Genomic DNA, 24532 nt, shown 5'->3' on the forward strand with positions numbered 1-24532 from the left:
AATACTCATCATTGACCGATAGTGAACTAGTACCGTGAGGGAAAGGCGAAAAGAACCCCGGGAGGGGAGTGAAATAGATCCTGAAACCGCGTGCTTACAAAAAGTAGGAGCCTCGTAAGGGGTGACTGCGTACCTTTTGTATAATGGGTCAGCGACTTACATTCAGTGGCAAGGTTAACCGAATAGGGAAGCCGTAGAGAAATCGAGTCCGAATAGGGCGATCAGTCGCTGGGTGTAGACCCGAAACCAAGTGATCTATCCATGGCCAGGATGAAGGTGCCGTAACAGGTACTGGAGGTCCGAACCGACTAGTGTTGCAAAACTAGCGGATGAGCTGTGGATAGGGGTGAAAGGCTAAACAAACTTGGAAATAGCTGGTTCTCTCCGAAAACTATTTAGGTAGTGCCTCAAGTATTACCATCGGGGGTAGAGCACTGTTTTGGCTAGGGGGTCATGGCGACTTACCAAACCAAGGCAAACTCCGAATACCGATGAGTACAGCTTGGGAGACAGAGCACCGGGTGCTAACGTCCGGACTCAAGAGGGAAACAACCCAGACCGCCAGCTAAGGTCCCTAAAATTGGCTAAGTGGGAAACGAAGTGGGAAGGCTAAAACAGTCAGGATGTTGGCTTAGAAGCAGCCATCATTTAAAGAAAGCGTAATAGCTCACTGATCGAGTCGTCCTGCGCGGAAGATGTAACGGGGCTAAGCCAGTTACCGAAGCTGCGGATTTGCAATTTATTGCAAGTGGTAGGAGAGCGTTCTGTAAGCCTGTGAAGGTGCGTTGTAAAGCGTGCTGGAGGTATCAGAAGTGCGAATGCTGACATGAGTAGCGTTAAAGGGGGTGAAAAGCCCCCTCGCCGTAAGCGCAAGGTTTTCTACGCAACGTTCATCGGCGTAGAGTGAGTCGGCCCCTAAGGCGAGGCAGAGATGCGTAGCTGATGGGAAACAGGTCAATATTCCTGTACCGATATATAGTGCGATGTGGGGACGGATCTTAATAGGTCATCCGGGTGTTGGATATCCCGGTTTAGTTGGATGTAGGCGTGCATTAGGCAAATCCGGTGCACATATACCGAGGCCAACGATCGAGCCAGCTTGCTGGTGAAGTGACTGAACGAGGTTCCAGGAAAAGCCACTAAGCTTCAGCTATATACGACCGTACCGCAAACCGACACTGGTGCGCGAGATGAGTATTCTAAGGCGCTTGAGAGAACTCAGGAGAAGGAACTCGGCAAATTGACACCGTAACTTCGGAAGAAGGTGTGCCCTATTAGTGTGAAGTGAACAACGGAGCATGAATGGGTTGCAAAAAATCGGTGGCTGCGACTGTTTATTAAAAACACAGCACTCTGCAAACACGAAAGTGGACGTATAGGGTGTGACGCCTGCCCGGTGCTGGAAGATTAAATGATGGGGTGCAAGCTCTTGATTGAAGTCCCAGTAAACGGCGGCCGTAACTATAACGGTCCTAAGGTAGCGAAATTCCTTGTCGGGTAAGTTCCGACCTGCACGAATGGCGTAACGATGGCCACACTGTCTCCTCCTGAGACTCAGCGAAGTTGAAATGTTTGTGATGATGCAATCTCCCCGCGGAAAGACGGAAAGACCCCATGAACCTTTACTGTAGCTTTGTATTGGACTTTGAACAGATCTGTGTAGGATAGGTGGGAGGCTTTGAAGCAGGGTCGCTAGATCTTGTGGAGCCAACGTTGAAATACCACCCTGGTGTGTTTGAGGTTCTAACCTAGGTCCATTATCTGGATCGGGGACAGTGCATGGTAGGCAGTTTGACTGGGGCGGTCTCCTCCCAAAGCGTAACGGAGGAGTTCGAAGGTACGCTAGTTACGGTCGGACATCGTGACGATAGTGCAATGGCATAAGCGTGCTTAACTGCGAGACTGACAAGTCGAGCAGATGCGAAAGCAGGACATAGTGATCCGGTGGTTCTGTATGGAAGGGCCATCGCTCAACGGATAAAAGGTACTCTGGGGATAACAGGCTGATACCGCCCAAGAGTTCATATCGACGGCGGTGTTTGGCACCTCGATGTCGGCTCATCTCATCCTGGGGCTGTAGCCGGTCCCAAGGGTATGGCTGTTCGCCATTTAAAGAGGTACGTGAGCTGGGTTTAAAACGTCGTGAGACAGTTTGGTCCCTATCTTCCGTGGGCGCTGCAGATTTGAGGAAGCCTGCTCCTAGTACGAGAGGACCGGAGTGGACACACCTCTGGTGTATCGGTTGTCACGCCAGTGGCATTGCCGAGTAGCTAAGTGTGGAAGAGATAACCGCTGAAAGCATCTAAGCGGGAAACTCGTTTCAAGATGAGATCTGCCGGGGCCTTGAGCCCCCTGAAGAGTCGTTCAAGACCAGGACGTTGATAGGTCAGGTGTGGAAGCGCAGTAATGCGTTAAGCTAACTGATACTAATTGCTCGTGCGGCTTGACCCTATAACTTTGATCAGTCTGATCAAGGTGTTATGCCAAGTTGACGCATTCAAAACAATTCGCCAAAAGCTGATTCCAAACTCTATGAATTCGTTTGATTGATCATGTGATCAGTCAGACAACCCTTTATGCCTGATGACCATAGCGACGTGGTACCACTCCTTCCCATCCCGAACAGGACAGTGAAACGCGTCAGCGCCGATGATAGTGCGGGTTCCCGTGTGAAAGTAGGTCATCGTCAGGCTCTTACAGCCCAGAAACCCCCAGTCAGAAATGACTGGGGGTTTTTGCTTTGGAGGGAGGCTTTTGGAACTTGCAAATATCCAAATGCACAGCAACAAAAAAGCCCGATGAGTCCATCGGGCTTTGTTATTAACGCAGCCAGTGTGATTAGGCGGCTAGGCGCTGCTCAATAGCAGCCTTGGTTTCCGGCAATTCCGTCGGCAGATGGTGCTCCAGCTGCTTGAACAGTTCCGCGTGCAGCTTCAACTCCGCTTGCCAGGCTGCCTTGTCAATACTGGTCACCGTGGCGAATTGCTCGGCGCTGAAGTTCAGGCCCGTCCAGTTCAGATCCTCATAGCGTGGGCTCACACCGGTGATGTGTTCCACACCTTCGGTCTTGTTGCCTTCGACGCGGTCGATCATCCACTTCAGCACGCGCATGTTCTCGCCGTAGCCTGGCCAGACAAACTTGCCGTCGGCACCCTTGCGGAACCAGTTGGTCGTGTAGATCTTCGGCAGCTTGGCGCCCGAGGCTTCCAGCTTCTTGCCGAGATTGAGCCAGTGCTGGAAATAGTCGCTCATGTTGTAGCCCATGAACGGCAGCATCGCGAACGGATCGCGGCGCACCACGCCTTGCTGGCCGGCGGCGGCGGCAGTGGTCTCTGAACCCATGGTCGCAGCCATATAGACGCCTTCAACCCAATTGCGGGCTTCGGTCACCAGCGGCACGGTGGTCGAGCGCCGACCGCCGAAGATGAAGGCGTCGATTGCCACGCCCTTCGGGTCGTCCCAAGCGTCGTCGAGCGCGGGGTTGTTCGTGGCCGCCACGGTAAAACGCGAGTTCGGGTGGGCTGCCTTGGCGCCAGTCTCCTTGGCGATCTGCGGCGTCCAGTCATTGCCTTGCCAGTCGGTCAGATGCTCGGGCAGGGTCTTGGTGTCCTGCTCCATGCCTTCCCACCACACGTCGCCGTCATCGGTGAGTGCCACGTTCGTGAAGATCACGTCGTGATGCAGGCTGTCCATGCAGTTCGGATTGGTCAGCATGTTGGTGCCCGGCGCCACGCCGAAGTAACCCGCTTCAGGATTGATGGCGTACAGGCGGCCGTCCTTGCCGGGCTTGATCCAGGCGATGTCGTCGCCGATGGTCGTGACCTTCCAGCCTTCGAAGCCGGCAGGCGGCACCAGCATCGAGAAGTTGGTCTTGCCGCAAGCGCTGGGGAACGCAGCCGCCACGTGGTACTTCTTGCCTTCGGGACTTGTCACGCCCAGGATGAGCATGTGCTCGGCCAGCCAGCCTTCATCGCGGCCCATGTTGGAAGCGATGCGAAGCGCGAAGCACTTCTTGCCCAGCAGTGCGTTGCCGCCGTAGCCGGAGCCATAGCTCCAGATCTCGCGCGTCTCGGGGTAGTGAACGATGTACTTGGTCTTGTTGCAGGGCCAGACCACGTCTTTCTGGCCGGCTTCGAGCGGCGCACCCACGGTGTGCACGCAAGGCACGAAGTCGCCGTCGGCGCCCAGCACCTCGTACACGGCCTTGCCCATGCGGGTCATGATGCGCATGTTGACGGCCACATAAGGCGAGTCGGACAGTTCGATGCCAATGTGGGCAATCGGCGAGCCCAGCGGGCCCATGCTGAACGGCACGACGTACATCGTGCGGCCCTTCATGCAGCCGTCGAACAGGGGCTGCAGCGTCGCCCGCATTTCAGCCGGTGCCATCCAGTTGTTGGTGGGGCCGGCGTTTTCCTTTTCTGCGGAGCAGATGAAGGTGCGGTCTTCGACGCGCGCCACGTCGCTCGGGTCGGACACCGCGAGGAACGAATTGGGGCGCTTGGCGGGGTTGAGCTTCTTGAAGGTGCCGGCGTCGACCAGTTGCTGGCAGAGGCGGTCGTATTCTTCTTTGCTCCCATCGCACCAGTGGATGGCTTCGGGTTTGCACAGTGCGGCCATGTCGGCCACCCAGGCAATCAGTTTCGCGTTCTTGACGTATGAGGGCGCCTGAATGTTGAGGCCCTGCATCGTGGGTGCGTTCATCGGAAAATCTCCTAAGTTGAAAAATCGTCTTTCCGAACGGGGCGCTGTGCCTGCTCAGGCACGGAGGTCCGTTTGAGAAAACGTTTCGCTTCGGGAGATTGCGTCAGTGCGGGCCGCACCGCCCGCAGACAAAGGCGACAGTGCCTGTCAGCGTCAGGCCAAGAAGACCGCGATCGATGCCAGAAGCAGCATCAGCACGCCGCCAGCCAGCGGAAGCACCAGCGGCATCAGGTGAACGACCGATTCGACGGCGTCTTTTTCGACAGCGGCAGCGTGGCTCGGCTCTACGGGAGTAGGGTTGGACATCGGGAAATTCCTCGAAGGCTCAATTGACAAACTGATGGCATTTTACCGGCGGGTAGCCCAGGGCCGGTCTAGGGGGATGCGAGCCCCTGAATCAGGCTTGCCGGGGTTGATCTTGCGGCTCAATGCTGCTCTTCAGCTTCGAAGCCCGCATCCTTCAACGCGGCCAGCACGCTGGCCAGATGGGCCCGCCCGCGCGTCTGCAGCACCAGTTCGACGTCGACGTTCTGCGCCGCCAGCATCGTGAAGGCACGTTGATGGTGAACTTCATCGACGTTAGCGCCCGCTTCGGCCACAGTGGCCGTAATCTGGGCCAGCGAGCCCGGCACATCGCGCGCGCTGACACGCACTCGGGCCAGCCGCCCAGCCCGCACCATGCCGCGCTCGATGATGGCCGCGAGCAGCAGCGGATCGATGTTCCCGCCCGACAGAACCAGCCCCACGCGCTTGCCCTTGAAGCGTTCGGGGTGCCGGATCAGCGCCGCCAGCCCCGCCGCGCCCGCGCCTTCGACCAGCGTCTTCTCGATTTCGAGCAGCATCAGCACGCCTTGCTCGATGTCGCCTTCGTCCATCAGCAGCAGGTCGTCGACCTTGCTCGCGATGATTTCTTGCGTCAGCACACCGGGCGTGCCGACCGCAATGCCTTCGGCGATCGTGCTCTTGCCCTGCACGTGGTGCGTGCCCTTGATGGCGTTGACCATCGCCGGAAAGCGCGTGGTCTGCACACCGACGATCTCGATGCCCGGCTTGCGCTCGCGCGCGGCGACCGCCATGCCCGCGATCAGCCCGCCGCCGCCCACCGCCACCACCAGCGTGTCCAGGTCGGGTACGGCGTCGAGCATCTCGAGCGCCACCGTGCCCTGGCCCGCGATGATTGCCTCGTCGTCGTAGGGATGCACGAAGGTCAGCCCTTCGCGCTGTGCAAGCTCGAAAGCGTGGGTTCGCGCCGCCTCCAGCGTGTCGCCGTGCAGCACCACCTCGGCGCCGAAGCCGCGTGTGCGTTCGATCTTCACGCCGGGGGTGAAGCGCGGCATCACGATCAGGGCGCGCAATCCGAGGCGCTGCGCGTGATAGGCCACACCCTGCGCATGGTTGCCGGCAGACATGGCGATTACTCCGCGTGTACCGTTCTGGGAAAGATCGACCAGCTTGTTGCACGCCCCCCGCTCCTTGAACGAGGATGTGAACTGCAGGTTCTCGAATTTCAGGAACACCTGAGCGCCGACGATTTCCGACAGGGTGCGCGATTCGACACACGGAGTGTTGAGCACCTGGCCTTGCAGGCGCGCCGCGGCGCGCTCGATTTCCTGGATTCCGATCATGGCGCGCATTGTGGCTGGAATCGCACCATCAGGGTTTTTCCCGTTTACTGGCCTTCCCGAAGCTAAAAGTCTGCGTTATGGTCGCTCCGAGATTGAGATTGTCCTCGTTGGAGGTTGCCTGATGGCCAAGCGTGCGGGTGTCGATGTAGTGGCTGCTGCGGTACGCGGGCAGGCATTGCCGTCGCCCGGCCTCAAGGAGGCGCCGGTGCTCGAGCTCATGTGCTCGCACTTCGTGCTCACGCTCGCGGCCAAGCAGGGGCCGCGCTTCAATGTGCGGCGCGATATCAACGGCCTCCTGTCGCTCACGGGGCGGCACCTGGTGTGGCCCGCGGCGGTGCTGCAGCGGCTACGCGAATTCCTCGGACGCCGCTGCGCGGGCAACGAAGCATGGAAGGGCGTCGAAGACTTCGACGGCCGCACGCTGCTGGAGCGCCACGGCGTGTGGCGCGGCCCGTATGAAGAGGGCACGCTCTTCTTCTACCTTGACGAATACGCCAAGGACCAGCCGAAGGACCTGCTCTCGGTGCTGGCCGTCACGCGCGACTGGCTCACGCATGCGCTGCGCAAGCAGTCGACGCTGGTCGAGAAGAACATCGATGCGCTCGCAGGCCTGCTGCAGCTCAACAAGGCCGAGCGCGCGCTGCTGCTCTACGGCACGCTTGCGCGCTACCAGCGTGACCTGCGCTCGCTGCTGGTCGAGTTCAAGGTCAACAACGCACCCGAGGCCTATGCGGCCATCGCCGACATCGCGGGCGTTAACGCAAGCGAAGTGGGCGAGGCCCTGCGCGCGGGCTCGCGGCTCGAACGCATCGGGCTCGTCGAGAACCTCATCTCCGAGCACAACATCACCGACCTCGCAGATCTCATGAAGGTCAGCGAGAAGCTGCCGCCCGTGCTCATGCGCGAATACCGCGACCACAACGAGTTGATGGCCGTGTTCACGCGGCCTTCGGCCAAGAGCGCACTCACGCCGCACGACTTCTCCTTCGTGCAGGAAGACGCGCAGATGCTCGTCACTCTGCTGCGAGCGGCGGTCGCGCGCAAGGAGCCAGGCGTCAACGTGCTGCTCTACGGCCCCCCGGGCACCGGCAAGACCGAGCTGGCCAAGGTCGTCGCGCAGGCCGCCGGACTCGAGCTTTTCGAAGTCGAATACGCGGACCGCGACGGCAACTCGCTCAGCGGCCGCGACCGCTACCGCTCGCTGCAGATCGCGCAGGTGTTCCTCAAGGGCAGCGCGCAGGCCGCGCTGCTGTTCGACGAAGTCGAAGACGTCTTCCCGCCCATCAGCACAGAAGCCGCGCAGTTCATGGCGCGCGCCGAGCAGATTCCGGCGCCCACCAGTGGCAGCGTCAGCGGCAAGGCCTGGGTCAACCAGATCCTCGAAGCCAACCCCGTGCCCACGCTGTGGGTCACCAACCGCATCGAGCAGATCGACCCGGCTTTCCGTCGCCGCTTCGCCTATCACCTCGAGCTCAAGTCGCCGCCGCCCGGCGCGCGCGAGCAGCTCGTGAAGAAAACGCTCGAGGGTGTGGTCGTGTCCGAGGCTTTCACTGCCAAGCTGGCCGAGCGCAAGGGTCTCACGCCCGCGCAGATCCGCACTGCAGTGCGTTTCGCAGGGCTCGCGCGAACCGACGACGCGTCGATGGAAGCGCTCATAGAGCGCCAGCTGCGCAACGCCGACCTGGCACTGGGTACGCTCGACAGCGGCCGCGGCGAGCGCCGCAGCGTCACCACCTACGACCTCGACATGCTCAACGTCGAGACCCGCTTCGAGATCCCGCGCATCGTCGAGGCACTGAAGGCGCGCGGCCACGGCACGCTGTGCTTCTACGGCGCACCAGGCACCGGCAAGACCGCGCTGGCCGAACACATCGCCAAGGCCGTCGGCCGCCCGCTCATCGTCAAGCAGGCCAGCGACCTGATGAGCAAGTACGTCGGCGAAACCGAGCAGAACATGGCCGCCATGTTCCGCGAGGCCGAGAATGAAAAGGCCGTGCTGCTGCTCGACGAGGCCGACAGCTTCCTGCAGGACCGGCGCGGCGCGCAGCGCACCTACGAGGTCACCGAGGTCAACGAGATGCTGCAGGGCATGGAGCGCTTCAACGGCGTCTTCATCTGCACCACCAACCTGCTCGACCGGCTCGACCAGGCTGCGCTGCGGCGCTTCACCTTCAAGATCAAGTTCATGCCGCTCACCGCCACGCAGCGGGAGCGTATGTTCATCACCGAGGCGCTCGCCGGCGACGCCGCACTCATGACGAGCGCCATGCGCTCGCGGCTGGCACCGCTGACACAGCTGTGCCCGGGGGATTTCGCGGCGGTGAAACGACAGGTCGATATCCTCGCGGCGGAGTTTTCCGCGATCGAGTTTCTCGACCAGCTCGAAGCCGAGCACCGCATCAAGCCTGAAGTGCGCGAATCGCGCGGCATGGGCTTCCTGCAGTAGCCGGCTTCATTGGCAGCAGCCGGACGAAGAAGACGGTGCTGTGAGGAAGAACAAGGAGGAACACATGGGCTCTCGCAAGGTCGAAGACGCGCGGCAACTGCCGCCTCCTGGCACATGGGCTGCGGCAGCAGCAAGCGCTGCGCTCGCCGTGGCCTGCCTGCTGGCGGGCTGTGGGGGCGGCGGTGGTGGAGGCGGCGGCGGTGGGTTGCCGATCGGCCTGGTGCCCGGCACCACGACACCGCCGCCCGCAAGTGGCGGTGACGGCGGCAACGGCATCGTCGCCTCGGCCACGGTCGCCGGCCTGTGCGCCGCGCCGCGCAGCGGCATCAACCCCGACACCGGCACGGCCTACCCCGACCACAGCGGCACGCTCGACAACGAGAAAAGCTGGGTGCGCGGCTGGATCGACGAAACCTACCTCTGGTACGGCGAGGTGCCGACCACCCTCAAGGCCGCAGACTACGCCACGCCGATCACCTGGTTCAACGTGCTCAAGACCACGGCCACCACGAACTCGGGCCGCGCCAAGGACCGCTTTCACTTCACCTACGACACCGAGGTGTACCGCCAGCTGTCGCAGGGCGGCGTGTCGGCCGGCTACGGCATGGAAACGGCGTCGGTGCGCAGCTCGCCGCCGCGCGACATCCGCATCGCCTTCGTCGAGCCGAATTCGCCCGCCACCACGGCGGGCCTGCAGCGCGGCGCGAAGATCCTCACGATCGACGGCATCAACGTCGTCAGCAGCACAGGCACCGCCAACGTCAACGCGATCAACGCGGCCCTGTCGCCCAAGGCCATTGGCGAATCGCACACCTTCACCTTCGAGGTGGGCGGCACGGCTCAGCCTGCCGTGCAGCTGACGGCGGCCAAGATCACCAGCACGCCGGTGCAGAACGTCCAGGTCATCGACACCGGCAGCGGCCGCGTCGGCTACCTGCTGTTCAACGACCACATCACGACCTCCGAGGCGCAGCTCATCTCCGCGGTGAACACCTTCAAGCAGGGCGCCGGCATCCAGGACCTCGTGCTCGACATGCGCTACAACGGCGGCGGCCAGCTGCTCATTGCCAGCCGGCTGGCCTACATGATCTCGTCGCCGTCAGTGACCGCGGGCAAGACCTTCGAGCAACTTGCCTTCAACGACAAGAACCCGTTCCACCTGACAGTCGCGCAGACCCTCACGCCCTTCACCGCCACCAGCCGCAGCGGTCAGGCCCTGCCCACGCTCGGCCTCTCGCGCGTCACCGTCCTGACCGGCCCAGACACGTGCTCGGCGAGCGAGTCTGTCGTCAACAGCCTGCGCGGCGTGGGCGTCACTGTCAACCTCGTCGGCGGCACCACCTGCGGCAAGCCCTACGGCTTCTATCCGCAGGACAACTGCGGCACCACCTACTTCGCGATCCAGTTCAAGGGCGTGAACCAGCAGGGCTACGGCGACTACGGCGACGGCTTCACGCCCAACCCCGGCTGCACCGTGGCCGACGACTTCAGCCATCAGCTCGGCGATAAAGACGAGGCGCGGCTGTCCGCGGCGCTCACGCTGCGCAGCACCGGCGCCTGCCCGGCCGGGTCGGCCAAGTCCGCCGCCTCGGGCCTGGAGAAGACAGAGCAGGCCGACGTGGAGCAACCCTATATGCCGGGCCGCTCGCCGCTGCGCGAGAACCGCTTGATCGACCCCCAGCCCAACCCGGGCTGACCCTTCTCTCCGTTCCCGCGGAAAACCCCTAGGCCATGGCGCTTGCCACACCCGTGGCTCGCCATTTAGAGTTGGCAAACGTTTGCGCAAAGCTTTGCGCAAACGTTTGTATTTCAGTGGTATTCGGTGTCGAAGCCTGAAAACCAAATTCCTAGTTTCAGGAGAAGAAGATGCGCAAATGGATCGGGGCGATGTTCTTCGCCGTCATCACGGTGTTGGCGGGCTGCGGCGGAGGTGGCGATGGAGGCGGCGGCATCGGCCTCGGTCCGGGCTTCGGTGGCGGCGGATCGGGCGGCTCCACCAGCGCGCAGAAGATCATCATCGACAGCGACTACAACACCATGAGTGACGACGGCCAGCTCGGCGTCATGGCCGCGCAGCTGCAGGCCACGGGCCAGGTGCAGGTCATGGGCATCAGCGTGGTCTCGGGCAACCAGTGGCTCAAGCAGGGCGTGTCCGACGCGCTGATGTCGGTGGAGCGGCTCGGCGTGGGCGGCAACATCGGCATCTACGTGGGTGCGAACTACGCGCTCAACCACACCTTCGCCGACGTGGAAGCCGAAATGGCCGCCGGCGCTGGCGGCGACGGCTACCTCGGCGCCTGGGGCGGCCCCGAACCCAAGACCGACGCCGACCTCAAGCCCTCGCCCGACGGCTTCGCCCAGCACACCGTGGTGCAGCGCAAGAGCGCGGTCGACTTCATCGTCGACACCGTGAAGGCGAACCCGAACGAGATCACCATCCTGGCCATCGGCCCGCTCACCAACATCGCGCTCGCGGTGAAGCAGAACCCAGAGATCGTCCCGCTCATCAAGAAGATCATCTACATGGGCGGCGCCATCGACGTGCCGGGCAACACCACCAAGGCTGCCGAGTTCAACTGGTGGTTCGACCCCGACGCCGCGCAGTTCGTGGTGCGGCTGCCGATCCCGCAGGTGGTGGTGCCGCTGGACGTGACCGACACCGTCTTCCTCACCAAGCCCATCTACGACCGCATCGCGCATGCCGCCAAGCCCACGGCCGTGACCGACGTGTTCCAGAAGCTCAACGGCTACGGCTTCGACGGCAAGAACGGCTTCGAGACCAACCCGAACTACACGCAGAACATCTGGGACACCCTCACGCTGGCCTACCTGATCGACCCGAGCTACGCCACGCAGACCGTGGACCGCTACGTCGACGTGATCGCCAAGCCCGGTGCCGCCAACAACGGCCAGTCCATCGGCTACGCCTCGCAGCCGGCGGGGGCGACGCTTCAGAAGATGACGGTGGTGAAGAAGTTCGACAACGCGCGCTTCTTCGAGCTGTACGTCGACCTGCTGACGCGGCCGGTGCCGATCACGCTGCCCCCGACAGCGAACTGAGCGCCATAAGCCGCGCTTATCCAAACGCAACCGGGAGACACGTTCCCAACAGGCATTGCCCTTCGGATACTCGCCCACGTCCGCAACCCCGCGGACGCACAACGAATCCGACAGAGACAACGCAGTGCCCTTCTCCGCCATCACCGCTATCGACAGCCACGCCCATGTGTTCGTGCGCGGCCTGCCCCTGGCGGAGATGCGCCGGCATGCGCCCGACTACGACGCCACGCTGGCTGAGTACCTCGCCTTGCTCGATGCGCACGGCGTCTCGCACGGCGTGCTGGTGCAGCCCAGCTTCCTCGGTACCGACAACCGCTTCCTGATTGATGCGCTGCGCGCCAGCCCCGCTCGCCTGCGCGGTGTCGCGGTGGTCGATCCGCGGGTGGACGACGCCACGCTGCAGGCGATGGCCGACGCCGGCGTCGTCGGCATCCGCCTCAACATCGTGGGCATGCCGCTGCCCGACTTCTTGCGGCCGGACTGGCAGCGGCTTTTCGCCCGCGTGCATGCGCTGGGCTGGCATGTGGAGCTGCATCGCGAATCGCGCGACCTGCCGCTGGCCGCACGGGCCGTGCTCGACGCCGGATGCGCGCTGGTCGTGGACCACTTCGGCCGCCCCGCGTCGGCGCCGGCCATCGCTGACGAAGGCTTCGCCTGGCTGCTTGCCGCCGCGGCCTGCGAACGCATCTGGGTCAAGCTGTCGGCCGCCTACCGGAACTGGCCCGTGGCCACCGCAGCCACGGCCGCGCACGACGCCGCACAGGCACTGCTGAAGTCCTTCGGCCCCGAACGCCTCGTGTGGGGCAGCGACTGGCCGCACACGCAGCACCGCGAGATCGCCGATTTCGCCACCGCACACGCGGCTCTGGCCGACTGGGTGCCCGACGCCGCTGTGCGCCGCCGCATCCTGGTCGACACGCCGGCCCGCTTGTTCAAGTTCAATACAGGAGACATCGACCAATGACCAACGAAATCTCTCGCGCGCGCCTGCTGCGCGCCATTCCCCTTGCCCTCGTGGGCGCGGCCCTGCTGATGGGCGGCGTCAGCGCGCAGGCCCAGGCGTGGCCGGCCAAGCCCGTGCGGCTGGTCGTGAGCTATCCGCCCGGCGGCACGGTCGACGCCGTGGCGCGCATCGTTGCGCCCAAGCTGTCGGCGAAGCTGGGTCAGCCGGTGGTGATCGACAACCGCGGCGGTGCCGGCGGCGCCATCGGAGGCGACCTGGTCGCCAAGAGTTCGCCCGACGGCTACACCGTGCTGCTCGACGCCTCCAATCACGCGCAGAACCCCGCGCTGCGCAAGATGCCCTTCGACACGCTGCGCGAACTGGCGCCGGTGTCCCTGCTGGTGAAGGTGCCCAACGTGCTGGTGGTGAATCCGTCGGCACCGATGAAGAACGTGGCCGACCTGATCGCGCAGGCCAAGGCGAAGCCGGGCGGCATCAACTACGCCTCGTCGGGCAACGGCTCGGCGCAGCATCTGGCGGGCGAACTGTTCGCCTCGATGGCTGGCGTCCAGATGACGCACGTGGCCTACAAGGGCGGCGGCCCCGCGCTAACCGACGTGATGTCGGGGCACGTGCCTGTGTTCTTTGCCAGCATGGCTTCGAGCCTGCCCTTCATCCAGGGCGGCAAGCTGCGCGCGCTGGCGGTGACCGGCAAGGCGCATGCGCCCGCCTTGCCTCAGTTGCCCACGGTGGCGCAGGCCGGCCTGCCCGGCTACGAGGTCTACGAATGGAATGCGGTGTTCGTGCCGGCCGGCACGCCCGCGCCGGTGGTGGAGCGGCTTTCGAAGGAACTCGCGGCCACGCTCAAGGACCCGGAGGTGCGCGGCCGGCTCGAAGCATTGGGCGCCGAGGTGATCGGCTCCAGCCCCGCCGAGCTCGACGGCTTCCGCCGTGCCGAGATCACCAAGTGGACCAAGCTCGCCAAGGACAACAAGATCCAGATGGATTGATCGGGGCCGTGCCTCAGCCGCGCAGCATGGCGGCGAAGGTGTCCGCGAAGGTCGGCCGCGAGCGCGCCAGCCACAGAGCCGAAAGCTCGAAGGCCGGCAGCCCCGCGCCATCGCGCACTTCGGCATAGCGCACGCCCTCGTGCTGCAGTGCGCGCACCGAGCGCGGCAGCAGCGACCAGCCCAGCCCCGCAGCCACGCAGGCCAGCACCGTCAGCGTGCGGTTGGCGTCCTGCACCACGCGCGTCTCGTGGCCGGCGCGGCGCAGCGCGCCCAGCAGCTGCGCGCGCAGGGCGGGTATCTGCTGCTCCGGAAACCACACCAGCCCGTGCCGCGCGATGTCGGCGAGCGACACGCAGCCGTCGTCGTCCAGTGGCCAGGCGGCGGGCAGCGCGGCGATCATCGGCTCCTCGCCCAGCCGCAGCTCGTGCACCCGGGCCGTGACTGACACCGGCGGATGCAGCAGCGCGATGTCGATGCGCCCGCCTTCCAGCGCCGCCACCTGCTCGGCATTGCTCATCTCGCGCAGCACCACGTCGAGCTGCGGATGCTCGGCGCGCAGCCGGCGCAGCGCGTTCGGCAGCACCTGGTAGACCGCATGCGTCACGAAGCCGATCGTGAGCCGGCCTGCGCGTCCGACGCCTATCGCGCGGGCGCGCTCTGCGGCCGTGTCGCCATAGGCAAGGCTGGCGCGCAGGTCGTCGATGACGGCCAGGCCCGCGTCGGTGAGAGTGGCCCCGCGGCGCGAGCGCGTGAAGAGCGGTGTGCCGAGCTCCTTTTCGAGCCGGTTCAGCGTCTGCGTGAGCGCTGGCTGCGCCAGGCCCAGCCGCTCGGCCGCCTTCGTGAGGCTGCCCGCCTCGGCGATCGCGATCACGCAGCGCATCTGGCGGGTGTCCAATGCGGTTCCCCTCGAAGATGCTCCGGCGTCAGAGCGCTTCGCAGACGCGAAGCACCTCGCTGCCGTAGGCCTCGAGCTTCTTGGTGCCGATCCCGCTGATGCCCTGCAGGTCTTCGAGCGTCGCGGGCGCGCGCTCGGCAATGGCTGCCAGCGTGGCGTCGTGGAAGATCACGTAGGCCGGCAGGTTGTGCTCCTTCGCCACCTCGGCTCGCCAGGCCTTGAGCGCATCGAAGCGCTTCTTGCCCATGTCGTCGAGCTTGGCTGCGGCCGGCGATGGCGCGCCCTTGGCGACCTTCTCGCGCCGGGGCTTGCGCTCGGCCGGTGACGAAACCGACTCGCGCAGCGTCACGCTCGCCTCGCCCTTGAGCACCGCGCGCGAGCCTTCCGTGAGCTTCAGCGTGTTGAACGCCTCCGCGTCCACCGCCAGCGCACCGGTGGCAATCAGCTGGCGCAGCACGCCGCGCAGCGCCACCTCGCTGAACTCCGCGCCAATGCCGAAGGTGCTCACGCGCTCGTGCCCGAACTGCTTGACCTTCTCGGTCGTCTTGCCGCGCAGGATGTCCATGATGTGCCCTGCGCCGAAGCTGATGCCGCTCAACTGCTGCACGCGGTAGATGGTGCTCAGCAGCTTGCGCGCGGCATCGGTGCCGTCCCACACCTGCGGCGGGTTCAGGCAGTTGTCGCAGTTGCCGCAGGGCGTGCTCTTCTCGCCGAAGTAGCCCAGGAGGCGCACGCGCCGGCAGTCGCTGGCTTCGGCCAGCGAGAGCAGTGCATCTAGCTTGCCGCGCATCACCTGCTTGAATTCTTCGCCGGCGGGGCTCTCGTCGATCATGCGGCGCTGGTTCACCACGTCCTGCAGGCCGTAGGCCATCCAGGCGTCGGCAGGGCCGCCATCGCGGCCCGCGCGGCCGGTTTCCTGGTAGTAGCCCTCGATGTTCTTCGGCATGTCGAGGTGGCCGACAAAACGCACGTCGGGTTTGTCGATGCCCATGCCGAAGGCGATGGTCGCGACCATCACGATGCCTTCCTCGCGCAGGAAGCGGTCCTGGTGCTTCTGTCGCACCGCCGCATCGAGGCCCGCGTGGTACGGCAGCGCGTTGATGCCCGCGTCGCGCAGCGTCACGGCCACGTCTTCCACCCGCTTGCGCGACTGGCAATAGACCACGCCCGCATCGCCTTCGTGTTCGCGCTCGATGAAGCGCAGCAGCTGCGTGGTGGCGTCTTTCTTCTCGACGATGGTGTAGCGGATGTTCGGCCGGTCGAAGCTGGAGACGAACTGGCGCGCGTCCTCCAGCTGCAGTCGCTCGACGATGTCGGCCCGCGTCAGGTCGTCGGCCGTGGCCGTGAGCGCGATGCGCGGCACGCCCGCGTAGCGCTCGTGCAGCACAGTCAGCGCGCGGTACTCGGGGCGGAAGTCGTGGCCCCACTGGCTCACGCAATGCGCCTCGTCGATGGCAAACAGCGAGAGCTTGCCGCGCTCCTTCAGCGAATCGAGCTGCGACAGAAAGCGCGGCGTGTTCACGCGCTCGGGGGCGGCATACAGCAGCGTGATCTCGCCGCGCAGCATGCGGCGCTCCACGTCCTGCGTCTGCTCCCAATCGAGCGTCGAGTTGAGAAAGGCCGCGCTCACCCCGGCCTCGTGCAGCGCGCCCACCTGGTCGTGCATCAGCGCGATCAGCGGCGACACCACGATTGCCACGCCGCGCCCCGCACGCTGCCGCGCGATGGCGGGAATCTGATAGCACAGCGACTTGCCGCCACCCGTGGGCATCAGCACCAGCGCATCGCCGCCGCCCACCACGTGATCGACGATGTCCTGCTGGGCCCCGCGGAACTGCGCATAGCCGAAGACCTCGTGGAGGATGTCGGAAGGGGCGCTGCTGCCGGAGACGTCGATGGGGTGGGGAGCGAGAGAGGACACAGGCAGCGAGCGGTGGGAGGTCGGAAAGGAGGCGCAGAGGGCAAAAGGGGGCGGGCCGTCGATTGTCCCCCAGCCCCGTCGATATGACTGTGGCACGAGGTTTGCGATGGTCATCCCCGTCCCGCGGCCTCCCTTGTCTAGACAGCAAAGAGGTGCATTTCCCAAGGAAGTGCACCAAAAATGACCTTTCGGGTTATCCTGTATATACAAGTTGGGGCGCTTGGCAACAATGCGAGGCGTGCGTTACCCGGCCATCGGGCCCGCCGCCGAGCCTTTTCCAAAGAAACAGACCCAGGAGTACCCATGGTCAAGAAGACGGTAGTTGTGAAAGTCGCTTCGCTGCTTGCAGCAGGTGCGTGTGCAGCGGGCATGGCCGGAACGGCCGCCGCCCAGGACATGACGAAGATCGCGCTCGGCATGTCGGGCTGGACCGGCTTCGCGCCGCTCTCGCTGGCCGACAAGGCCGGCATCTTCAAGAAGAACGGGCTCGACGTCGAACTCAAGATGATCCCGCAGAAGGACCGCCACCTGGCCCTCGCTTCCGGCGCCATTCAGTGCGCGGCCACCACGGTCGAGACGCACGTGGCCTGGAACGCCAACGGCGTGCCCATCGTGCAGATCTTCCAGATGGACAAGTCCTACGGCGCCGACGGCCTCGCGGTGCGCGGCGACATCACCAAGTTCTCCGACCTCAAGGGCAAGACCATCGGCGTCGACGCCCCCGGCACCGCGCCTTACTTCGGCCTGGCCTGGATGCTCAACAAGAACGGCATGACGCTGAAGGACGTGAAGACGACCACGCTGTCGCCGCAGGCTTCGGCCCAGGCTTTCGTGGCCGGCCAGAACGACGCCGCCATGACCTACGAGCCGTACCTTTCGACCGTGCGCGCCAACCCCGCCGCCGGCAAGATCCTGGCCACCACGCTCGACTACCCGATGGTGATGGACACCGTCGGCTGCGCGCCCACCTGGCTCAAGGCCAACGCCAAGGCCGCCGCCGCGCTCACCAAGTCGTACTTCGAGGCGCTCGACATGATCAAGGCCGAGCCGGAGAAGTCGAACGAGCTCATGGGCTCGGCCGTGAAGCAGAGCGGCGAGCAGTTCGCCAAGTCGTCGGCCTTCCTGCGCTGGCAGGACAAGGCCGCCAACCAGAAATTCTTCGCGGGCGAACTCACCAGCTTCATGAAGGAAGCCGCGCCCATCCTTCTGGAAGCCGGCGTGATCCGCAAGGCGCCCGAAGATTTCGCCGCGACCTTCGATGCAAGCTTCGTCAAGTAAGACCATGTCGCAAATGCCGTCCGCCGCGGTGGCCGCGGCGCCTGCCCCCAGGCCCGCAGCGGCGCCGGTCGTCGCGCCCGCGCGCCGCCGCGCGTTCGCACCGCTCGAACCCATCGGCACGCGTGCGCGTGTGCTGCTGGGGCTCGCGTTCTTCGTCGTCTTCGTGCTGGTGTGGGCCATTGCCACGCTCGGCGGCTTCGTGCCGCCGACCTTCCTCGCGAGCCCGCCGACCATGGTCAAGGAGGGCTGGCTGCTCTTCACCGAGTACGGCTTCATCGGCGACATCGGCATGACTGTGTGGCGCGTGTTCGGCGGCTTCCTGCTGGCGGCGGTGTTCGCTGTGCCGCTGGGCATTGCCATGGGCACCTGGAAGACCGTCGAGGCCTTCTTCGAACCCTTTGTGTCTTTCTGCCGCTACCTGCCGGCCTCGGCCTTCATTCCGCTGCTGATCCTGTGGGCGGGCCTGGGCGAGATGCAGAAGCTGCTGGTGATCTTCATCGGCTCGTTCTTCCAGATCGTGCTGATGGTGGCCGTTACCGTCGGCGGCGCGCGGCGCGACCTCGTCGAGGCCGCCTACACGCTGGGCGCCAACAGCCGCGGCATCGTGGCGCGCGTGCTCATTCCGGGCGCCGCGCCCGGCATCGCCGAAACGCTGCGCCTCGTGCTGGGCTGGGCGTGGACGTACGTGATCGTGGCGGAGCTGATCGGCTCTTCGTCGGGCATCGGCCACATGATCACCGACAGCCAGGCGCTCTTGAACACCGGCCAGATCATCTTCGGGATCATCGTGATCGGCGTCATCGGCCTCTTGTCCGACTTCGCCTTCAAGGCATTGAACCGCCGTCTGTTTGCATGGGCCGCACTGTGACGAAGAACCAACTTTCCATCCAGGGCGTGTCGCGCGTCTTCACCGGCACCAAGGGGCAACGCACGCAAGCGCTGCAGCCCATCGACTTCGAGGTGAAGGAGAACGACTTCGTCACCATCCTCGGCCCCTCTGGCTGCGGCAAGTCGACGCTGCTGCGCATCGTGGCGGGGCTCGACTTCCCGACCACCGGCCAGGTGCTGCTCGACGGCGAGCGCATCGATGGCCCGGGCGCCGACCGCGGCGTGGTGTTCCAGAGCTACACGCTGTTCCCGTGGCTCACGGTGGCGCAGAACATCCGCTTCGGCCTGCGCGAGCGCGGCATGAGCGAGGCCGACCAGAAGGAGCGCAGCGAGTTCTTCATCGCCAAGGTAGGCCTGCGCGGCTTCGAGAACCACTTTCCGAAGCAGCTCTCGGGCGGCATGCAGCAGCGCACGGCCATTGCGCGCGCGCTGGCCAACGACCCCAAGATGCTGCTGCTCGACGAGCCCTTCGGCGCGCTCGACAACCAGACCCGCGTGCTGATGCAGGAGCTGCTGCTCGGCATCTGGGAGTCGGCGCAGAAGACGGTGCTGTTCGTCACGCACGACATCGACGAGGCGATCTTCATGGCCAACCGCGTGGCGGTGTTCAGCGCGCGGCCGGGGCGCATCAAGACCGAGATCGCGGTCGACTTTCCGCATCCGCGCAGCTATACCATCAAGACCTCGCCGGAATTCATGGACATCAAGGCACGCCTGACGGAAGAAATTCGTGCCGAGTCGATGGCAGCGGCGGAGCATTGACCGAAACGATGAAACGCGACCTGCCGACCCTCGCGCTCTACGCGCAAGTCAAGGATCACATCTCCCGCAAGATCCAGGACGGCACGTGGCCGCCCGGCCACCGCCTGCCTTCGGAGCACGAGCTGGTGGCGCAGTTCGGCATGGCGCGCATGACGGTGAACCGTGCACTGCGCGAGCTGGTGGAGCAGGGCCGCATCGTGCGCGTGGCCGGCGTCGGCAGCTTCGTGGCCGAGAACAAGCCGCAGTCCACGCTGCTGCAGATCGCCAACATCGCCAGCGAAATCCGCCAGCGCGGGCACGACTACCGCTGCGAAATGATCGAGGTCGAGCGCATCGCCGCCTCGCCAGACGTGGCTGCGTGGCTCGACCTGCGCGCGGGCGACTCGGTGTTCCACAGCGCCTGCCTGCACCTGGAGAACGAAACGCCGGTGCAGCTCGAAGAGCGCTACGTCAACCCGCAGGTCGTGCCCGACTACCTCGAGCAGGACTTCACCGCCATGCCGCCCAGCGAGTACCTGGTGCGCAACGTGCCCTTCGACCAGATCGAACACGTCGTCGATGCCGTGCTGCCCAACCTGGAACAGGCGCAGAGGCTCGCGATGGCGTCCACCGACCCCTGCCTGCTGCTGACGCGCCGCACGTGGATACGCAACACGCCCGTGACATGGGTGCGCTGCCTGCATCCCGCTTCACGCTACAGCCTGGGCAGCCGTTTCAAAGCCGACGGCAACCCGAGCTTCGGCTAGTTTTTTTCGTCCTCAGAGACCTACGTTTTCTCTCGCAACTACTTGTATAGACAGGTTCACATGCCAAGCAATCACACCGCCACTCCAGATGCCACTTTGACCCTCATGCCCGGCAAGGTCGATCTAGCGATGCTGCGACGCATCCAGGCCGGCGGCGTGCAACTTGCGCTCGATCCGTCGGTGCGCGACGGCATGCTTCGCGCCGAAGCCGCCGTGCGCCACATCGTCGAGAACGACCAGGTCGTCTACGGCATCAACACCGGCTTCGGCAAGCTCGCCAGCACGCGTATCGGCAACGACCACCTGGCCGAGCTGCAGCGCAACCTGGTGCTGTCGCACAGCGTGGGCACGGGCGAGCCGCTGGCTGCGCCGGTGGTGCGCATGATCCTCGCGACCAAGGCCGTGAGCCTGGCGCGCGGCCATTCGGGCGTGCGGCCCGCGCTGGTCGATGCGCTGCTGGCCCTGTTCAACGCGGGCGTCACGCCGAGCATTCCGTGCAAGGGCTCGGTCGGCGCTTCCGGCGACCTCGCGCCGCTCGCGCACATGGCCTGCGTGCTGATCGGCGAAGGCCAGGCGACCCTGGCCGACGGCAAGGTCGTCGGCGGCGCCGAGGCGATGCGCAGCATCGGCCTCGAACCCTTCGTGCTCGGCCCCAAGGAAGGCCTCGCGCTGCTCAACGGCACGCAGGTGTCGACCGCGCTCGCGCTCTTCGGCCTGTTCGGCGCGGAAGACGTGTTCGCCTCTTCGCTGATGTCGGGCGCGCTGTCGCTCGAAGCCATCCAGGGCTCGATCAAGCCTTTCGACGCACGCATCCACGCCGCGCGCGGCCAGCTCGGCCAGATTGCCGTGGCGGGCGCGGTGCGCACGCTGCTCGAAGGCAGCGAGATCGTTCCCTCGCACGCCGACTGCGGCCGCGTGCAAGACCCGTACTCGGTGCGCTGCATCCCGCAGGTGATGGGCGCCTGCCTCGACAACCTCGCGCACGCCGCGCGCGTGCTGGTCATCGAAGCCAATGCCGCGTCGGACAACCCGCTGGTGTTCGTCGACACCGGCGAGGTGATCTCGGGCGGCAACTTCCACGCCGAACCCGTTGCCTTTGCAGCGGACATCATTGCGCTGGCCATCAGCGAAGTCGGCGCGATTGCCGAACGCCGCATCGCGTTGCTGCTGGACACGGGCCTGTCGGGCCTGCCGCCGTTCCTGGTGCGCGACGGTGGCCTCAACTCCGGTTTCATGATCGCGCAGGTAACGGCGGCGGCATTGGCTTCGGAAAACAAGTCGCTCGCGCACCCCGCCAGCGTCGACAGCCTGCCGACCTCGGCCAACCAGGAAGACCACGTCTCGATGGCCACCTTCGCGGGCCGACGCCTGGCTGACATGGTCAACAACACGGCCGTGGTGGTCGGCATCGAAGCCATGGCCGCCGCCCAAGGCATCGAACTCAAGCGCAATCTCAAGAGCTCGCCGCTGGTCGAAGCCGAATTCGCCAGCATCCGCCGGAAGGTCGCCTTCCTCGAACGCGACCGCTACCTTGCCCCCGACATCGAAGCCATGCGCCAGTGGGCGCTGAAGGCCGAGCTGCCGGCCGCGCTGCTCGACATCCTGCCCAGTCACTCGTAAAAACACCCCGATTAGGAGAACCACGCCATGAACGCTCCCGAGAAATTCGCCCTGAACAACCCTGCCGCTGCCGACCCGCGCCATGACCCGACCCGCGTGATCCGCGCCCCACGCGGCAGCGAGCTCAACTGCAAGAGCTGGCTCACCGAAGCCCCGTTCCGCATGCTGCAGAACAACCTCGACGCCGAGGTGGCCGAGCGCCCGCAAGACCTCGTGGTGTACGGCGGCATCGGCCGCGCCGCGCGCAACTGGGCCTGCTACGACCAGATCCTCGCGTCGCTGAAAGAGCTGAACGACGACGAGACGCTGCTCATCCAGTCGGGCAAGCCCGTCGGCGTGTTCAAGACGCACGAGAACGCACCGCGCGTGCTGCTGGCCAACTCCAACCTCGTGCCCAAGTGGGCCAACTGGGAGCACTTCAACGAGCTCGACCGCCAGGGCCTTTTCATGTACGGCCAGATGACGGCCGGCAGCTGGATCTACATCGGCAGCCAGGGCATCGTGCAGGGCACCTTCGAGACCTTCGTCGAAGCCGGCCGCCAGCACTACAACAACAGCCTCGCGGGCAAGTGGATCCTCACGGCCGGCCTGGGCGGCATGGGCGGCGCGCAGCCTCTCGCGGCCACGCTGGCCGGTGCCGTGTCGCTCAACATCGAATGCCAGCAGTCGAGCATCGACTTCCGCCTGCGCACGCGCTACGTCGACAAGCAGGCGCGCGACATCGACCATGCCTTCGAGCTCATCAAGCAGCATTGCGACGCAAAGGAAGCCGTGTCGATCGCGCTGCTCGGCAACGCGGCCGACATCCTGCCCGAGCTGGTCAAGCGCGTGAAATCAGGACAGGCCGGCGGCCTGAAGCCCGACCTCGTGACCGACCAGACCTCCGCGCACGACCTCATCAACGGCTACCTGCCTTCGGGCTGGAGCGTGCCCCAATGGCAGGCCGCCATGAAAGACGTGTCGCAGCACGACGCGCTCAAGAAGGCCGCCGCCAAGTCGTGCGCCGTGCACGTGCAGGCCATGCTCGACTTCCAGGCCATGGGCATCCCCACGGTCGACTACGGCAACAACATCCGCCAGGTCGCGTTCGACGAAGGCGTGAAGAATGCATTCGACTTCCCGGGCTTCGTGCCGGCCTACATTCGCCCGCTGTTCTGCGAAGGCAAGGGCCCGTTCCGCTGGGTGGCGCTTTCGGGCGACCCTGAAGACATCTACAAGACCGACGCCAAGATCAAGGAGCTGTTCCCCGAGAACAAGCACACGCATCGCTGGCTCGACATGGCGCGCGAGCGCATCGCCTTCCAGGGCCTGCCGGCGCGCATCTGCTGGCTGGGCCTGGGCGAACGCCACATCGCGGGCCTGGCCTTCAACGAGATGGTGAAGAACGGTGAGCTGAAGGCGCCCATCGTCATCGGCCGCGACCACCTCGACACCGGCTCGGTCGCCAGCCCCAACCGTGAGACCGAGGCTATGAAGGACGGCACCGATGCCGTGTCCGATTGGCCGCTGCTGAACGCGCTGCTCAACACGGCGGGCGGCGCCACCTGGGTCAGCCTGCATCACGGCGGCGGCGTGGGCATGGGTTACTCGCAGCATTCGGGCGTGGTGATCGTGTGCGACGGCACCGATGCCGCGGCCAAGCGCATCGAGCGCGTGCTCTTCAACGACCCGGCCACCGGCGTGATGCGCCATGCCGACGCGGGCTACGACATCGCCGTCGCCACCGCGAAGAAGCAGGGCCTGAAGCTGCCGATGGTGAAGTGATGGCGGGCGCGGTCCTTCCCGACGCCCGGGAGTTGCAGCGCCGCGTGCAGGCGCGCGTGGACGACGCGCTGGTCGCGCAGTTCCAGCGCGACGGCGCGGTCTGCATCCGCCAGCTGCTCACGGCCGATGAACTGGCATTGCTGCGTGACGGCATCGAAGCCAACCTCGCCGCACCCAGCCCGCGCGCCAAGGTGGCGAGCCGGCCCGACGACCCGGGCCGCTTCTTCGAGGACTTCTGCAACTGGCAGGACATCGACGCCTTCCGCCGCTTCATTTTCGAAGCACCGCTCGCGCAGTTGGCGCAACGGCTGATGGGCTCGCAGACCGTGCGGCTGTACCACGACCACCTGCTCGTGAAGGAGCCCGGCACGCGCCAGCGCACACCGTGGCACCAGGACCAGCCCTACTACAACATCGAGGGCGAGCAGAACGTCAGCATGTGGATTCCGGTCGATCCGGTGTCGCGCGCCGCCACGCTCGAGTTCGTGGCCAGCTCCCACAAGGGGCCGTGGCTGATGCCGCGCACCTTCATGGACAACCACGCCAAGTGGTTCCCCGAAGGCAGCCTGCAGGACCTGCCCGACATCGAGGGCGCGCGCGAGCGCTTCCCCATCGTCGGCTGGAACATCGAGCCCGGCGATTTCGTCTGCTTCCACATGCTCACGCTGCATGCGGCCGCCGGGGTCGAGGGGCCCAACCGGCGCCGCGTGTTCTCGGTGCGCTTCCTGGGCGACGACATCCGCCATGCGCCGCGCAGCTGGAAGACCTCGCCCGACTTCCCCGGGCTGGCTGACACGCTGCCGGCGGGCGCGCCCATGGACGACGCGCGCTTTCCGCTGCTGGTGGGTTAAGACGAAGGTAGAAAGAAAA

17 protein-coding genes and 2 rRNA genes (1 of these 19 only partly in view) are annotated in these 24532 nt (G+C 65.0%); 14 read left to right on the forward strand and 5 right to left on the reverse strand.

Features of this window, described 5'->3' with window-relative positions; translation table 11 throughout:
- Positions 1–2451, forward strand: a 23S ribosomal RNA gene (locus ACTG4X_RS01855); it begins 422 nt to the left of the window's first position.
- Between the two features lie 128 nt (positions 2452–2579).
- Positions 2580–2692 (forward strand): 5S ribosomal RNA (rrf, locus tag ACTG4X_RS01860).
- A gap of 146 nt (positions 2693–2838) precedes the next feature.
- Here rrf and ACTG4X_RS01865 read toward each other — a convergent pair.
- The 3 genes from ACTG4X_RS01865 to ACTG4X_RS01875 all read right to left on the reverse strand — a co-directional run bounded on the left by ACTG4X_RS01865 (position 2839) and on the right by ACTG4X_RS01875 (position 6329).
- Complete coding sequence (locus tag ACTG4X_RS01865; protein WP_097197460.1) at positions 2839–4704, reverse strand: phosphoenolpyruvate carboxykinase (GTP); 1866 nt, start codon at positions 4702–4704, stop codon at positions 2839–2841.
- A 153-nt stretch (positions 4705–4857) separates the two neighbouring features.
- Positions 4858–5010: a hypothetical protein gene (locus ACTG4X_RS01870; protein ID WP_177142503.1), complete on the reverse strand. Its 153-nt coding sequence runs from the start codon at positions 5008–5010 to the stop codon at positions 4858–4860.
- A 119-nt stretch (positions 5011–5129) separates the two neighbouring features.
- Positions 5130–6329, reverse strand: a complete 1200-nt coding sequence (locus tag ACTG4X_RS01875; protein WP_440533127.1) for a threonine ammonia-lyase — start codon at positions 6327–6329, stop codon at positions 5130–5132.
- A gap of 121 nt (positions 6330–6450) precedes the next feature.
- On the opposite strand from ACTG4X_RS01875, the gene ACTG4X_RS01880 reads away from it, so the two are divergent.
- From ACTG4X_RS01880 to ACTG4X_RS01900, 5 genes are all read left to right on the forward strand, one after another.
- Positions 6451–8775 carry an ATP-binding protein gene (locus ACTG4X_RS01880; protein ID WP_093081809.1) on the forward strand — a complete coding sequence of 775 codons (2325 nt, stop codon included), beginning with the start codon at positions 6451–6453 and terminating at the stop codon, positions 8773–8775.
- Positions 8776–8839: 64 nt separating this feature from the next.
- Positions 8840–10471, forward strand: coding sequence for a S41 family peptidase (locus ACTG4X_RS01885; protein WP_097200630.1), 1632 nt, complete (start codon positions 8840–8842; stop codon positions 10469–10471).
- 170 nt (positions 10472–10641) lie between these two features.
- Positions 10642–11835 (forward strand): nucleoside hydrolase, encoded by a 1194-nt coding sequence (locus ACTG4X_RS01890; RefSeq protein ID WP_097197458.1) that lies wholly within the window; start codon positions 10642–10644, stop codon positions 11833–11835.
- A 124-nt stretch (positions 11836–11959) separates the two neighbouring features.
- Positions 11960–12799, forward strand: coding sequence for an amidohydrolase family protein (locus tag ACTG4X_RS01895; protein WP_440533128.1), 840 nt, complete (start codon positions 11960–11962; stop codon positions 12797–12799).
- Positions 12796–13788, forward strand: a complete 993-nt coding sequence (locus ACTG4X_RS01900; RefSeq protein ID WP_097197456.1) for a tripartite tricarboxylate transporter substrate binding protein — start codon at positions 12796–12798, stop codon at positions 13786–13788. Before ACTG4X_RS01895 ends, ACTG4X_RS01900 begins: the two co-directional genes overlap by 4 nt.
- A gap of 13 nt (positions 13789–13801) precedes the next feature.
- Here the strand turns inward: ACTG4X_RS01900 and ACTG4X_RS01905 are convergent, their stop codons facing one another.
- A complete protein-coding gene (locus tag ACTG4X_RS01905) occupies positions 13802–14683 on the reverse strand; it encodes a LysR family transcriptional regulator (RefSeq protein WP_097197455.1) in 882 nt (293 codons plus the stop codon).
- A gap of 28 nt (positions 14684–14711) precedes the next feature.
- On the reverse strand, positions 14712–16604 hold the full coding sequence (gene recQ, locus ACTG4X_RS01910; RefSeq protein WP_440533129.1) for a DNA helicase RecQ: 1893 nt from the start codon (positions 16602–16604) through the stop codon (positions 14712–14714).
- Between the two features lie 303 nt (positions 16605–16907).
- Here recQ and ACTG4X_RS01915 point away from each other — a divergent pair, with 303 nt between their 5' ends.
- Genes ACTG4X_RS01915 through ACTG4X_RS01945 form a run of 7 tightly spaced genes read left to right on the forward strand, consistent with a single transcriptional unit; the run spans position 16908 to position 24513 of the window.
- Positions 16908–17882 carry an ABC transporter substrate-binding protein gene (locus tag ACTG4X_RS01915; protein WP_093059227.1) on the forward strand — a complete coding sequence of 325 codons (975 nt, stop codon included), beginning with the start codon at positions 16908–16910 and terminating at the stop codon, positions 17880–17882.
- 13 nt (positions 17883–17895) lie between these two features.
- Complete coding sequence (locus ACTG4X_RS01920; RefSeq protein ID WP_093059309.1) at positions 17896–18750, forward strand: ABC transporter permease; 855 nt, start codon at positions 17896–17898, stop codon at positions 18748–18750.
- Positions 18735–19532 (forward strand): ABC transporter ATP-binding protein, encoded by a 798-nt coding sequence (locus ACTG4X_RS01925; RefSeq protein ID WP_093059229.1) that lies wholly within the window; start codon positions 18735–18737, stop codon positions 19530–19532. Before ACTG4X_RS01920 ends, ACTG4X_RS01925 begins: the two co-directional genes overlap by 16 nt.
- Positions 19533–19540: 8 nt before the next feature.
- Positions 19541–20278, forward strand: coding sequence for a histidine utilization repressor (hutC, locus tag ACTG4X_RS01930; RefSeq protein WP_097200628.1), 738 nt, complete (start codon positions 19541–19543; stop codon positions 20276–20278).
- A gap of 60 nt (positions 20279–20338) precedes the next feature.
- Entirely contained in the window at positions 20339–21898 is a 1560-nt protein-coding gene (hutH, locus tag ACTG4X_RS01935; protein ID WP_440533130.1) for a histidine ammonia-lyase, read from the forward strand.
- A gap of 27 nt (positions 21899–21925) precedes the next feature.
- On the forward strand, positions 21926–23662 hold the full coding sequence (gene hutU / locus ACTG4X_RS01940) for a urocanate hydratase (protein ID WP_440533131.1): 1737 nt from the start codon (positions 21926–21928) through the stop codon (positions 23660–23662).
- The gene (locus ACTG4X_RS01945) at positions 23662–24513 is read left to right on the forward strand and encodes a phytanoyl-CoA dioxygenase family protein (protein WP_097197450.1); all 852 of its coding nucleotides are present in this window, start codon (positions 23662–23664) and stop codon (positions 24511–24513) included. Before hutU ends, ACTG4X_RS01945 begins: the two co-directional genes overlap by 1 nt.
- The last annotated feature ends 19 nt before the right edge of the window (positions 24514–24532 follow it).

The sequence above is a fragment of the Variovorax sp. YR566 genome, assembly GCF_051992195.1.
Classification (GTDB): domain Bacteria; phylum Pseudomonadota; class Gammaproteobacteria; order Burkholderiales; family Burkholderiaceae_C; genus Variovorax.

Excerpts from the sequence above, each read along its gene's own strand:
- ACTG4X_RS01890 (WP_097197458.1), top strand. The coding sequence starts at position 10,642 with ATGCGCAAATGGATCGGGGCGATGTTCTTCGCCGTCATCACGGTGTTG.
- ACTG4X_RS01880 (WP_093081809.1), top strand. The coding sequence starts at position 6,451 with ATGGCCAAGCGTGCGGGTGTCGATGTAGTGGCTGCTGCGGTACGCGGG.
- ACTG4X_RS01915 (WP_093059227.1), top strand. The coding sequence starts at position 16,908 with ATGGTCAAGAAGACGGTAGTTGTGAAAGTCGCTTCGCTGCTTGCAGCA.
- ACTG4X_RS01885 (WP_097200630.1), top strand. The coding sequence starts at position 8,840 with ATGGGCTCTCGCAAGGTCGAAGACGCGCGGCAACTGCCGCCTCCTGGC.
- hutU (WP_440533131.1), top strand. The coding sequence starts at position 21,926 with ATGAACGCTCCCGAGAAATTCGCCCTGAACAACCCTGCCGCTGCCGAC.
- ACTG4X_RS01920 (WP_093059309.1), top strand. The coding sequence starts at position 17,896 with ATGCCGTCCGCCGCGGTGGCCGCGGCGCCTGCCCCCAGGCCCGCAGCG.
- ACTG4X_RS01925 (WP_093059229.1), top strand. The coding sequence starts at position 18,735 with ATGGGCCGCACTGTGACGAAGAACCAACTTTCCATCCAGGGCGTGTCG.
- ACTG4X_RS01875 (WP_440533127.1), bottom strand. The coding sequence starts at position 6,329 with ATGATCGGAATCCAGGAAATCGAGCGCGCCGCGGCGCGCCTGCAAGGC.
- ACTG4X_RS01865 (WP_097197460.1), bottom strand. The coding sequence starts at position 4,704 with ATGAACGCACCCACGATGCAGGGCCTCAACATTCAGGCGCCCTCATAC.
- hutH (WP_440533130.1), top strand. The coding sequence starts at position 20,339 with ATGCCAAGCAATCACACCGCCACTCCAGATGCCACTTTGACCCTCATG.
- ACTG4X_RS01870 (WP_177142503.1), bottom strand. The coding sequence starts at position 5,010 with ATGTCCAACCCTACTCCCGTAGAGCCGAGCCACGCTGCCGCTGTCGAA.
- ACTG4X_RS01945 (WP_097197450.1), top strand. The coding sequence starts at position 23,662 with ATGGCGGGCGCGGTCCTTCCCGACGCCCGGGAGTTGCAGCGCCGCGTG.
- hutC (WP_097200628.1), top strand. The coding sequence starts at position 19,541 with ATGAAACGCGACCTGCCGACCCTCGCGCTCTACGCGCAAGTCAAGGAT.
- ACTG4X_RS01900 (WP_097197456.1), top strand. The coding sequence starts at position 12,796 with ATGACCAACGAAATCTCTCGCGCGCGCCTGCTGCGCGCCATTCCCCTT.